The organism is Microbulbifer taiwanensis (assembly GCF_014904815.1).
Lineage (GTDB): Bacteria > Pseudomonadota > Gammaproteobacteria > Pseudomonadales > Cellvibrionaceae > Microbulbifer > Microbulbifer taiwanensis.
Genome location: NZ_JACZFR010000017.1, coordinates 42,435 through 54,679, shown reverse-complemented (window position 1 = coordinate 54,679; position 12,245 = coordinate 42,435). Strand labels below are relative to the sequence as shown.

Genomic DNA, 12,245 nt, shown 5'->3' with positions numbered 1-12,245 from the left:
TCGTTGTTTTTGCCGTCGGCGACGGTGCGAAGCGGCCTATTCTCCCGGCTGCGGCCGGGGAAGTCCACTGGGGCAGTAGTCGGTGGTTAGTGGTCGGTGCAGAAGGGGTTCTCCACCGCTGATCACTCAGCACTGACTGCCGATTCCAGACCTCCAGTGAGGCCAGCCGGTCGGGTATGGCGCTGGCAGTTCGCCGGCGCTTCCGGTATGTTCTGCGCCGGCCCGCCCCCGCTGAAGTGGCGGCAGAGAAAGTATCCACAAAAAGTATCCACAATAAGAATGTGCCCGCGCCGCCCCGAGGCGGTCCGGCAGGTAGTGATTTCATGAGAGCAAGTGAGTTGGATCCCGCTCAGTTCGAGGATATTCGCCCCTATCGCGACGACGAGGTGCGCCCGGTGCTGGATCGGCTGATCGCCGATCCGGAGATGTCGCACGCGGTTGCCCACTTCCTGGTGCCCAAGCTGGCCAGGCTCGAGGGGCCCGTGGCCTGGCTGGTGCGCCAGTTTTTGCGCTTCGAGTTGCGCAAGGCGCGCGACGTGCGCGGTGTACAGGAAGTGATTGCCAAGTACATGGACCTGGTGGTGCGCCGCACTACCAGCGAATTTACCATCTCCGGGCTGGACAACCTGCCGCGGGACCGCGCCTGCCTGTTCGTCAGCAACCACCGGGATATCGCCATGGATCCGGCGCTCGCCATCGTCTCCATGTTCAAGGAAGGCCACGAGACGGCGCGAATCGCCATAGGTGACAACCTGCTTACCAAGCAGTTCGCCACCGATATCATGAAGTTGAACAAGAGCTTTGTGGTAAAGCGCCAGGCCGGCAGCCGCCGTGAGAAGCTGCAGGCCGCCACTCAGCTGTCCAACTACATATACCACTCCATCGTCAACGACAACGAGCACGTGTGGATCGCCCAGCGCTCCGGGCGTGCCAAAGACGGCCTGGACAGAACCAACCCGGCCCTGGCCGCCATGTTTGCGATGACCAAGGACAAGGAGACTCCCTTCGCGGACTACTGGCGCAAGCTGCATATAGTCCCGCTCGCTATTTCCTACGAGTGGGATCCCTGTGATGCCCAGAAAGCCCGGCAGCTCTATTACGAGGAGCACAAGGAGTACCGCAAGGGTGAGCACGAGGACCTGGGGGCCATCGCCAAGGGGGTGGTGGGGCAGAAGGGCCACGTGCACACCGCCTTCGGCACGCCCATCGAGGGCGATTTTCACGATGTGGCCTCCATCGCCGAGGAGATAGATCGGCAGATTATCGGCAACTATGTACTGCACCCCACCAACCTGATCGCCTACCAGATGGCCTACGGCGAGGTACCTGACCTGCCGGTGGGCTATCCGGCCAAGCCCTGGAGGCCGGAGGAGCACGAGGAGACACGCCGGACGTTCGATGAGCGAATGGCGGCTATCGACGAGCGCTGGCGCCACAAGGCGATTCAGGGATATGCCAATCCGGTGGTCTCGCGGCTGGCGTACGAATAATGCGGAATGCGGACAAATCTGCCGGGAGCAGATTTGCACAGCCGTAGGCTGCCCCGAAGGGGTGAAGTACAGGGATGTACTTCATGAATGCGGAGTGACGGGGTGAAATCGGTTACCATTCCGCATTCATTATTCCGCATTCAGCATTAGACGTCCTCCCTTTGTTAAACGACCAACACAAAAAAGCCATCCAGTCCGCCTACAGCCAGTTCCTCGCCGGCCGCGACCTCAAGGCCCGCTACGGGCAGAAGCTGATGGTGGCGGCGATCGCGCGCTCTCTCGGCTCGATCGTGCAGGATGGCAGCGGCGAGCGCGATGCCGCCAAGACCGACGGCGGGCATATCTGCGTGGTCGAGGCGGGCACTGGTACCGGCAAGACGGTGGCCTATCTGCTCGCTGCCATTCCACTGGCCCAGGCCCAGGACAAAACCCTGGTGGTATCCACCGCGACGGTGGCGCTGCAGGAGCAGATCGTCAACAAGGATCTGCCCGAGGTGGCGCGCCACAGCGGGTTGCAGTTCGATTTCAGCCTCGCCAAGGGCCGCGGACGCTACCTGTGCCTGTCCAAGCTGGACCAACTGCTGTCGAGTTTAGGTAGCAGTGGCACCGGTATCTCCCTGGGACTCTACGAGGACGAGCTGCCGCAGGTGGGCGAAGACAGCGTCGTCCTCTACCGGGAGATGGCGGACAAACTGGCCACCGGTGGCTGGGATGGCGACAGGGACAACTGGCCGGACACCATCGAGGTGGAGGACTGGAGCCGCGTCACCACTGACCACCGCCAGTGCAGTGGCCGCCGCTGCCCCCACGTGACCAACTGCAGCTTCTTCCGCGCCCGCGAGCGCCTGGGCAAGACCCAGGTGATTGTCGCCAACCACGACCTGCTGCTGGCCGACCTGGCCCTCGGCGGCGGTGCGATACTGCCACCGCCGGAAGAGACCATCTATGTGCTCGACGAGGCCCACCACCTGCCGGACAAGGCCCTGAACCACTTTTCCCATCACAGTCGCGTCGGCGCCTCCACCGGCTGGCTGGACCAGGCCAACAAGAACCTGGGGCAGATGCTCGGCGAGATAGGCGACGGCGCCGAGATAGACCGCTGCGGCGAACAGCTTCCGGCGGTGCTGACTTCCGCCAGGCAGGGCCTGGAACAGATGTGGCCACTGATTGAGGAGCTGTGTGAATTCGAGGACGGGCGCGGCAATGGCACTGGGTCAGGCCGCAGTGCCCGCCACCGCTTCGAGGGCGGCGTGGTGCCGGATTCCATGATGCAGTTGGCGGAGAAGCTGCGCGAGGATTTTGACGAGCTGGAATCCCTGCTGGGCAAAATGTTGCAGTCGGCGCAGAAACTGCTGGAGGATCCTCATTCACCGGTGCCGGCAGTGGATCTGGAACGCTGGTATCCACAGCTCGGCAGTTGGTACGGCCGCGCCGAGGCCAACCTGCAGCTGTGGGCCAACTACGCCCGCCCGGATGCCGAGGGCGCACTGCCCCAGGCGCGCTGGGTCACTCTGGTAGACTGGGGTGGGTCGACAGACTTCGAGGTGTGCAGTTCACCGATACTGGCGGGCAAGACGCTGGAGTACAGTCTCTGGCGCCGCTGCTACGGTGCCGTGCTGACCTCCGCCACCCTTACGGCCCTGGGCAAATTCGACCGTCTCATGATGCGCGCCGGCACCCCGGACAACGCCAGCTACCAGGTGGTGCCCAGCCCCTTCGACTTCTCCCGCGCCACGTTACAGGTGCCCGCCAACGCGGTGGATGCCGGCAATGCGGACGCGCACACGGATGCGGTCATCGACGCCCTGCCGGATCTATTGAAAGGCGAGGGCGGTTCCCTGGTGCTCTTCTCCTCGCGCCGGCAGATGGAGACCGTCTACGAGGCGCTGCCCGGCACCTGGCGCAACCGCATCCTGGTGCAGGGGCAGAGATCCCGTCAGCAGCTGCTGGAGAATCATCGCGAAACCGTCGACGGCGGTGGCAGCAGCGTACTCTTCGGTCTCGCCAGCTTTGCCGAGGGCCTGGACCTGCCCGGTGACTACTGCCGCCACGTGGTGATTGCCAAACTGCCCTTCGCGGTGCCGGACGATCCCATAGAGGCGGCGCTGGCGGAGTGGATAGAGGCCAAGGGCGGCAATCCGTTTATGCAGATCACTGTACCGGATGCGGCGCTGAAACTGGTGCAGGCCTGCGGGCGACTGTTGCGCACCGAGAGGGATAGCGGCACCGTCACCCTGCTGGACAGGCGAGTGGTCACCCGCCGCTACGGCCGCGCGATACTCGACTCGCTGCCGCCGTTTGTGCGGCAAATTGAATGATGGAATTCGGGACTCGCGTAGGGTGCGCCGTGCGCACCATCGAAGTTTTCCGGTGCGAGGCCGCCATGGATGGCGGTCATGCAGAAAACGCATGGAGCAGCTGTCTGCCACGGCGCACCCTACGAGATAAGTGCTTTAATTTGTTATGAAATTGATTTATTCAGAAGTCGCCGGGCAGCTGCTGCAGCTGGAGGCGGAAATGCGCCGCCTGGACCTGTGGCAGAGTGAGGCGCCCGCGCCTGAGGCGCTGGCGAGTACGGAGCCCTTCTGTGTCGATACCCTGACTCTGCCGCAGTGGCTGCAGTTCGTGTTCCTGCCGCGCATGCACCAGCTGATCGAACGGGAGCTGCCGCTGCCGCAACAGTGCGGTATCGCGCCCATCGCCGAGGAGTTTTTCCGCGGTGGCGCGACGCAGGCGGGGGAACTGCTCAAAGTGCTGACGGAAATCGACGAGCGGCTGCAGCGGGGCTGACCCACTACTGGGATGGCAGCAGCTCTTCCAACAGTTGTTGTGCCCTGTCCCAGTCCACCTGCTCCACTGAATCCCTACCTTCCGCCAGCTGGGCCAGAATCCTGCGATTGACCTCACCGCGGCGCTGCGCCTCCACGTAGGGCAACCGGTGAAACATCACCATGCCGTAGCGGGGCGTAAATCGTCCGGGGAAGCGCTTTTCCAGTTCGAAACCGATGGCCTTCTTGAGAAGAAACTGGGGATCGCGCACCGAATTGCGCATCTCGATATAGTTCTCCAGCGCCATATCGGCGATCGCATTGCCGTTGGGGATGCGCGATTCGCTGTACTGCCGGAATGCCTTTTCCCATTCACCCGCACTCTGCCCGATACAGTCGTCCAGCGCGACACAGTCTTCGAAGCCGCAATTCATACCCTGGCCATGGAAGGGCACTATCGCATGTGCTGCGTCGCCGATCAGCATTGCGGTGCCATCCAGGTGCCAGGGCGCGCAGCGCACGGTGCCCAGGTGACCGCAGGGATTATCGAAAAAATCCTGTAGCAGTGATGGCATCAGTGCGGTGGCGTCGGGGAAATACTGCCGGAAGAAATCCTGTACTTCGGCTTCGGTTTGCAGTGCATCGAAACCTGGCTGTTGCCTACTGGATTTTTCCGGCAGGAACAGCGTCACGGTAAAGCTGCCGTCCAGGTTGGGCAGCGCTATCAGCATAAAACCGCCGCGGGGCCAGATATGCAGAGCCTCCCTTTCCAGTTGGAAACCGCCGCGCGCATCCGCGGGTATCTCCAGTTCCTTGTACTGATGGTCCAGGGGCTCTATCTGCTCGCGGCCGTCATCGCCGGAAAGTTCTTTCCTTGCCTGCTCCAGCAGCAGGCCGCGCGCCTTGGAGCCGGCGCCGTCGGCACCGATCAAACGGTCGAAGGAAACCGAATCTTCACAACCCCGGGAATGGTCGAGGAAGCGGGCCCGTCGCCCATTGAAGTCGATATCCAGCAACTCCCGTTCGAAAAATATTTCGACCTTTCCGGATGCCTCGGCGGCGTCGAGCAGTAGGCCGTTCAGGGCGCCGCGGGAGACGGAATAGATCACTTCCTCGGACTTCAGTCCGTAGGGCTGGAAGTTACAGCTGCCGTCGATATCGTGCACCATTCGGCCGCGCATCGGAATCAGCAACTGCGACACCCGCTCCATCAGGCCGAGCTTCTCCAGCGCATAGATGCCGCGATTGGCCAGCGCCAGATTGATGGAGCGCCCCGCCGCAATATCATGCGCGCGCAGATCCTGTCGCTGTTCGTATATCTCCACCCGGAATCCGCGCCGGGCGAGAAAGCTGGCCGCCATGGCGCCCACCAGGCCGCCGCCGGCGATAATTATTTTCTCCTGCATGGGAAAGCCTTACTCTTGCTTGCAGATACTTTGATTTAAATCAGAATTCATAGATTCGTCATACTGGCGACGGAGCACTTTAGATACTTCTATTCGTTGCACGCCGTCTTCAGTATCTCCACGAAGCGATACACGTCCTCGAACCGGTTGTACAGCGGCACCGGCGCCACCCGGATCACGTTCGGCTCGCGCCAATCGCAGGTCACACCGTTTTCCTCCAGCCGCTGGAACAGCGCCCGTCCGCTCAGGTGTCGGGCGTCACAGCAGAGGGAGAGCTGGCAGCCGCGCTGCTCCGGGTCCTCCGGCGTGATGATGGAAATAAACTCGCCCACCTCCGCCTTCAACAGGAACTGCAGATAGGCGGTGAGTTTCTCGGACTTGTCCCGCAGCGGGGCCATGCCGCCGGCCTCGGTAAAAATATCCAGCGACGCGCGAATGGCGGCCAGGGAAAGAATCGGCGGGTTGGAAAGCTGCCAGCCCTCGGCAGTGGGAATGGCTTGAAAGCGATTTTCCATGCGAAAGCGGGTCTGCTTGTCGTGTCCCCACCAGCCGGCGAAGCGCGGCAGCTGGGTATCCTGTGCGTGACGGCGGTGCACGAAGCAGCCGGCCACGGAACCGGGGCCGGAATTCAGGTATTTGTAGCTACACCAGCAGGCGAAATCCACATTCCAGTCGTGCAGCTGCAGGGGAATGTTGCCCACCGCGTGGGCCAGATCGAAGCCGACACAGATGCCCTTCCCCCGGGCGAGTTGGGTCAGCTCTGCCATCGGAAGTAACTGCCCGGTGTAGTACTGCACCCCGGGTAGCAGCATCAGGGCGATGGAGTCCCCCTCCCGCTCGATCAACGCCGCGATATCCTCGATACGCAACAGTTCCTCGCCTTCGCGGGGTTTCAACAGCAGCAGTCCATCCTGTGGATCTACGCCGTGGTGGCGCAGCTGGCTTTCCACCGCATAGTGGTCAGACGGGAAGGCGTGATCCTCGATCACTATTTTGTAGCGCTTTCTCGTCGGCCGATAGAAGGTCACCATCATCAGGTGCAGGTTGACGGTCAGCGAGTTCATGACCACCACCTCATCGGTCTGTGCGCCGACGAGTGCCGCGGAGGATTCGCTCAGGAATTCGTGGTAGGGCATCCACGGGAAATCGCAGTCGAAATGACCCTTGACGCCGAGAGATGCCCACTTGTCCAGTTCCTGGGTGATATAGTCGCGCGCGCGCTTGGGCTGCAGGCCGAGGGAGTTGCCGCAAAGGTAGATTTCGCGGCTACCGTCGGGGCGGGTGGGAATGGAAAATTCCTGCTGGAATCGCGCCAGTGGATCTATATCGTCCAGTTTTCTGGCGAAGTCGATGCCTGATTCAAACTGCATACTGCTCCTCACTTATTACTAGTAATTTCGGAGTTCAAACCACTCAGTGTGGCACTAAGCCGGGTGGGTGCGGCATCGGAGCGGAAAGCCGGTACCTGCAGGTTGAGCAGATAGAGGCCGTCGGGCACATGGTCCGGAACAAACACCATTTCGGTGACAGTGCACTGGGTTCTGGCCTGTGCGCCGAGCGAGTGGCTGCCCGCGTCTATGCGCCAGAAACTGTGGTGGTTGTCCAGCGCTCCCTCGTCGTACATCTTGTCGATGCTGGGGAAGTCCACCAGCAGGTGCTCGAAAGTCAGCAGCAGCTCCATGGCCTCGCTGGAGAAAAACACTGGCGGCTGACCCTCGGCGTAGGCGCGGCGGCACTTCTCCTCGCTGTTGGGCAGGGTGCGGATAACGATGGCCGCGCAGTGGTTTGCGGCCGGCTGCTGGCTCAGGGCCTCGGCGAGGCGCCTGCCGCTCACCACCAGGTCGCGGCCTTCCGGGTTGGGCTTGTAGTGTTCGCTGCAGCTCGCCAGAGTCTCCGGTGTGACACTGACGACGATGCAGGGAAGCAGCGGGGGGGAGAGAATTTCGCCCACCGGCAGCAGTTCGTCGACGATGTGGCTGACGGATTCGGTATGGGTGCCGTTGCAGTGGGGCACCAGGGTCAGGCGCGAAACATTGCAGCTGCCGCCGCGGCGGGTGTCGCCGACGAAGCCGTCCGCTTCCAGGGTTTCGGCGTGGGCAATGGGAGCGCCGAAATGATTGGGTTGTGCGCCGTCGAAAACCAGCGGTATGGCGAGGCTCAGTGCCTTTTCGGTATCGGTCTTATAGGTACAGCCATTCAACGTCAGTGTAAGTTCCATCTGGCGACCTCCGGCGGTCATTGTGTGTGCGGGAATTGGCTCCGCTCCAGACCCAACCACTCCAATGCGGTACCGTGCAGCAGGCGGGCTTTTAGCTCGTCGCCCACCGCCATGGACTTGATCAAACTGCCCGGCTCCAGCTCGCCGAGCGGGAAGGGGTAGTCGCTGCCCAGGGCGATGCGATCGGGGCCCGCCAGCTCAATGAGATAGTTCAGCATCTGCGGGTCGTGTACCAGTGAGTCGAAATAGATCTTGTCGAGGTAGCTGCGCGGGCTGTGGCCGTTGTCTACTGCACACAGGTCCGGGCGTACCTGGAAGCCGTGCTCTATGCGGCCGATGGTACTGGGGAAGGCGCCACCGCCGTGGGCAAAGGCGACGCGCAGTTTGGGGAATTTTTGCAGTACACCGCCGAATATCATCGAGCAGATGGCGCGTGAGGTTTCCGCCGGCATACCCACCAGCCAGGGCAGCCAGTACTTGGGTAGCTGTTCGCTGCCCATCATCTCCCAGGGGTGCACGAATATGGCCGCGCCGAGTGACTCGGCGGCGGCCCAGACCGGATGCAGGTTTTCGTCGCAGAGGTTCCAGCCGTTGACGTGAGAGCCTATCTGTACCCCGGCGAGGCCCAGCTCTTTGACACAGCGCTCCAGTTCCCGCACGGCCAGTTCCGGTGCCTGCATCGGCAGTGTGCCGAGGCCGACGAAGCGCCGCGGCTGCTCCGCGACCACGCCGGCGATATGGTCGTTCAGCAGTTTGGACAGGTCGAGGGCGTGCTCCGGTTTGGCCCAGTAGCTGAACATGACCGGCACTGTGGACAGCACCTGGACGTGCACGCCGTGGCCGTCGCACTCCCGCAGGCGCACCTGCGGATCCCAGCAATTGCTTTCCACTTCGCGGAAGAATTTGTCTCCCTGCATCATGCGCGCGCAGCCGCACTTATGGTGATCCAGGTGAATAAAGCCCCCGTAGCCGTAGCGCTCCTTCAGATCCGGCCAGGTTTGCGGGAGTATGTGGGTGTGGATATCGATGGTCAGCATGTTTCGCTCTTGCTTGCCGTTTTTTGTCCCGGCAGCGGCATCAGGTGGCCGCAGGCCTCACAGCGACGGTTTTCCTCGGTGCCGAAGAAGCGGTCAAACACCGGCGGGAAATCTTTTTCAATATTGCGCAGCCTGAAGAATTCCTCGTACAGCAGGTGGTTGCACTGGTCGCAGTACCACTGCAGTCCGTCCAGTTCCTCCTCGGTGCGCCGGCGTTCGACAACGAGACCGACGGTGTCGGCAAAGCGCTGCGGCGAGTGGGGCACTCGAGGCGGCAGCAGGAACATCTCTCCCTCGCGGATGGGAATATCCACCACCTCGCCCTGCTGGATGGTTTTCAGCAGCATGTCCCCCTCTATCTGGTAAAAGAGTTCCGGTCCTTCGTCCACGTGGTAGTCCTTGCGGGTATTGGGGCCGCCCACGACCATGACGAAAAAACCCTGCTCCTCGAATACCAGCTTGTTGCACACCGGCGGCTTGAGGAATTCCCGGTGCTCTTCGATCCACTTGTGGAAATTGATCGGCGGCATTATCTGGGTCATGGGAGCAGCCCTCTCTAGTCGATGGTTGCGATGCACTTGAGTTCTATGGCGATGGGAGTCGGCAGCGACAGCACTTCCACGGTTGTTCTGGCCGGCTGGTTATCGCGAAAGTAGTCGGCGTAAATGGCGTTGTAGGTTTTGAAGTCCGCCTTCATATTGGTCAGGAAAACGGTGACGTCTACGAGGCGCTCCCAGCTAGATCCACACTCCTCGAGAATATTCCTGACGTTGTCGAACACCGAGCGACACTGGGTGGCGATGTCGTAGTCGACGATTTCGCCCTGTGCATTCAGGGTGACCCCCGGAATATCCCTGCTGCCGCGCTGGCGCGGGCCGACACCGGACAGGAACAGCAGGTTGCCGACACGGCGCGCGTGCGGGTAGAGGCCCACGGGTTCCGGTGCTTTGCTCGAGTGAATCGCGTCGTTCATTGATCTTCCTTTTTGTTCAGTGGCAACCGCTGCCCCTCAGGTGCCGGTAAGGAGGGCCTTCACATCTGGCTAAAGTATTCTTTCACCCGTCTCGGGGAGGGGGCGACTAGTTACATTCACCGTAATCGATACACACATTCTTCGCCTCGGTAAAAAAGCGCAGCGCCTCCCAGCCGCCCTCGCGGCCGACACCGGAGTTCTTCATGCCGCCGAAGGGCGTGCGCAGGTCCCGCTGCATCCAGCAGTTGATCCACACAATGCCGAAATCCAGCTGTGCGGCGAGGCGGTGGCAGCGGTTCAGGTTCTGCGACCAGACGGAGGCGGCCAGGCCGTAGCCGGTGCCGTTGGCGAGTTGCAGGGCTTCCTCTTCGCTGGAAAACGGCTGTATCGTGGCCACGGGGCCGAAGATTTCCTGCTGGTTGGTCCGGCAGTCTATTGGCAGCCCTTCGATCAGCGCCGGTGCGACGAAGTAGCCGTCGCGGCAGCGGCCCTCTATCTGCAGGCGCTCGCCGCCGCACAGTATCTGTCCGCCTTCCTTCTCGGCTTGCGCGATCGCATTCAGTACCTTTTCCATATGTGCGCCGGAGACCAGTGCGCCCTGATCGACGTCTGTCTGCGGGTCGCCCACTTTGAGTCGCGCCAGCCGCTCCAGCAGCGCGGTCTTGAAATCCTGGTAGATGGAGGACTCCACATAGATACGCGAACCACACAGGCAGATCTGGCCCTGATTGGCGAAGGCGGCGCGCAGCACGCCGTCGAGGGTTTTCTCCCAGTCGCAGTCGGCAAAAACCAGGGTGGGGTTCTTGCCACCCAGTTCCAGGGACAGCTTCTTGAAATGCGGTGCGGCTTCGGCGGCGATTTTGCTTCCGGTGGCGGTGCCGCCGGTAAAGGAGATGGCCTTGATTTTCGGGTGTGCGACCAGGGCGCTGCCGATGCCGTCGCCGCGGCCGTGCAATATATTCAGCACGCCGGCGGGCAGGGCGGCGCTGCGACAGATCTCCGCCAGCATGGCGGCGGTCTTCGGCGTGACTTCCGACGGTTTAGCGATGACGCAGTTGCCCGCCGCCAGCGCCGGCGCAATCTTCCAGGTAAACAGGTACAGGGGCAGATTCCACGGCGAGATACAGCCGACGATACCGAGCGGCGATCGCAGTGTGTAGTTGATCGCGCGCTCGCCCATGGCGTGGGATTCCGATGCGAACTGGGTGATGGCGCGGGCGAAAAAGCGGAAGTTGGCCGCGGCGCGGGGAATGTCGACGCCGCGCGCCAGGGCCAGCGGCTTGCCGTTGTCGCGGGACTCGGCCGCGGCCAGTGCGTCGAGTTTGTCCTCGATCAGTTCGGCGATCCGCTCCAGGTAGCCGGCCCGGGTTTCTATATCCATGGCGCGCCAGTGGGGCAGGGCGGTTTCGGCGGCGGCGACGGCGGCCTCCAGGTCGGTCTCGGTGGAATCCACCAGTTGTCCGTAAACCCTTCCGGTGGCCGGTTCCACATTGTCCAGCAGCCGTGCATCCGCCGCCGGCATTACCACTTCGCCGCCGATATAGTTGCCGATAAGGTCCATCACAGGCACCCGGTCCGGCCGCCGTCCACTGGCAGGTTGATACCGTTGATATAGGAGGCCGCCGGCGAGGCGAGGAAGGCCACCGCGCTGGCGATTTCCGCCGCCTCGCCGAAGCGGCGCAGCGGAATACTGGCTTTTTCCATCGCCTCGATTTCCGCGCGACTCTTATCCAGTTTTTTCATTTTGTTTTCGAGGATGGCCTCCAGGCGCACCGTGTTGGTCGCGCCGGGCAGTACATTGTTGACGGTGATATTGAACTGGCCGAGCTCGCTGGCCAGTGTCTTGGCCCAGCTGGCGACGGCGCCGCGCACCGTATTGGAGACACCCAGCCCCTGCAGCGGCTGCTTGACCGAGGTGGAGATAATATTGATCACGCGGCCGTAGGCGGCCTTCTGCATGCCCGGCAGCAGCGCCTGCACCAGGGTCTGATTGGAGACCAGATGCAGGTTGAAGGCGTCGACAAAAGCCTGGGGATCGGCACTGTGCGCCGGCCCGGGGGCGGGGCCGCCGGTATTGTTGACTAGTATTTCACAGGGGCCGGATTCCGCCAGCAGTCTCTCCACCGATGTCTTCACCTGCGCCGGCTGGGCGAAGTCTGCCAGCAGAACAGTGTGCGTCTGTCCGGCGGAGGTATTCAGTTGCTCCCTGACCTTGTCGAGCTTTTCCCGGTCGCGGGAGAACAGCACCACCGACGCGCCAAGATCCGCCAGCTGTTCCGCGCAGGCCCTGCCGATCCCCTGGCTGGAACCGCAGACCAGGGCGCGTTTGCCGAGTAAGTTCAGGTCCATCGTT

General features: G+C 62.2%; 11 protein-coding genes. 3 read left to right on the top strand and 8 right to left on the bottom strand.

What is annotated here, in order from left to right:
* The first annotated feature begins 338 nt into the window (after window positions 1-338).
* The 3 genes from IG627_RS06360 to IG627_RS06350 all read left to right on the top strand — a co-directional run bounded on the left by IG627_RS06360 (window position 339) and on the right by IG627_RS06350 (window position 4,280).
* Window positions 339-1,490 carry a 1-acyl-sn-glycerol-3-phosphate acyltransferase gene (locus IG627_RS06360; RefSeq protein WP_226864786.1) on the top strand — a complete coding sequence of 384 codons (1,152 nt, stop codon included), beginning with the start codon at window positions 339-341 and terminating at the stop codon, window positions 1,488-1,490.
* A 161-nt stretch (window positions 1,491-1,651) separates the two neighbouring features.
* The gene (gene dinG, locus IG627_RS06355) at window positions 1,652-3,808 is read left to right on the top strand and encodes an ATP-dependent DNA helicase DinG (RefSeq protein WP_193191224.1); all 2,157 of its coding nucleotides are present in this window, start codon (window positions 1,652-1,654) and stop codon (window positions 3,806-3,808) included.
* A 145-nt stretch (window positions 3,809-3,953) separates the two neighbouring features.
* A complete protein-coding gene (locus tag IG627_RS06350; protein WP_193191221.1) occupies window positions 3,954-4,280 on the top strand; it encodes a YqcC family protein in 327 nt (108 codons plus the stop codon).
* Window positions 4,281-4,284: 4 nt separating this feature from the next.
* Here IG627_RS06350 and IG627_RS06345 read toward each other — a convergent pair whose 3' ends face one another.
* The 8 genes from IG627_RS06345 to IG627_RS06310 form a co-directional block, all read right to left on the bottom strand.
* Complete coding sequence (locus IG627_RS06345; protein ID WP_193191219.1) at window positions 4,285-5,664, bottom strand: FAD-dependent oxidoreductase; 1,380 nt, start codon at window positions 5,662-5,664, stop codon at window positions 4,285-4,287.
* 89 nt (window positions 5,665-5,753) lie between these two features.
* On the bottom strand, window positions 5,754-7,034 hold the full coding sequence (gene kynU / locus IG627_RS06340) for a kynureninase (RefSeq protein ID WP_193191217.1): 1,281 nt from the start codon (window positions 7,032-7,034) through the stop codon (window positions 5,754-5,756).
* An 8-nt stretch (window positions 7,035-7,042) separates the two neighbouring features.
* A complete protein-coding gene (locus IG627_RS06335) occupies window positions 7,043-7,882 on the bottom strand; it encodes a cyclase family protein (RefSeq protein WP_193191215.1) in 840 nt (279 codons plus the stop codon).
* A gap of 17 nt (window positions 7,883-7,899) precedes the next feature.
* Window positions 7,900-8,919 carry an amidohydrolase family protein gene (locus IG627_RS06330; RefSeq protein ID WP_226864785.1) on the bottom strand — a complete coding sequence of 340 codons (1,020 nt, stop codon included), beginning with the start codon at window positions 8,917-8,919 and terminating at the stop codon, window positions 7,900-7,902.
* A complete protein-coding gene (locus tag IG627_RS06325; protein ID WP_193191212.1) occupies window positions 8,913-9,461 on the bottom strand; it encodes a 3-hydroxyanthranilate 3,4-dioxygenase in 549 nt (182 codons plus the stop codon). The genes IG627_RS06330 and IG627_RS06325 overlap by 7 nt, the downstream gene beginning before the upstream one ends.
* 14 nt (window positions 9,462-9,475) lie before the next feature.
* Window positions 9,476-9,892, bottom strand: coding sequence for a RidA family protein (locus tag IG627_RS06320; protein ID WP_193191210.1), 417 nt, complete (start codon window positions 9,890-9,892; stop codon window positions 9,476-9,478).
* A 106-nt stretch (window positions 9,893-9,998) separates the two neighbouring features.
* Window positions 9,999-11,453 (bottom strand): aldehyde dehydrogenase, encoded by a 1,455-nt coding sequence (locus tag IG627_RS06315; protein WP_193191207.1) that lies wholly within the window; start codon window positions 11,451-11,453, stop codon window positions 9,999-10,001.
* Window positions 11,453-12,241: an SDR family oxidoreductase gene (locus tag IG627_RS06310; protein WP_193191204.1), complete on the bottom strand. Its 789-nt coding sequence runs from the start codon at window positions 12,239-12,241 to the stop codon at window positions 11,453-11,455. Before IG627_RS06310 ends, IG627_RS06315 begins: the two co-directional genes overlap by 1 nt.
* Window positions 12,242-12,245 lie beyond the last annotated feature (4 nt).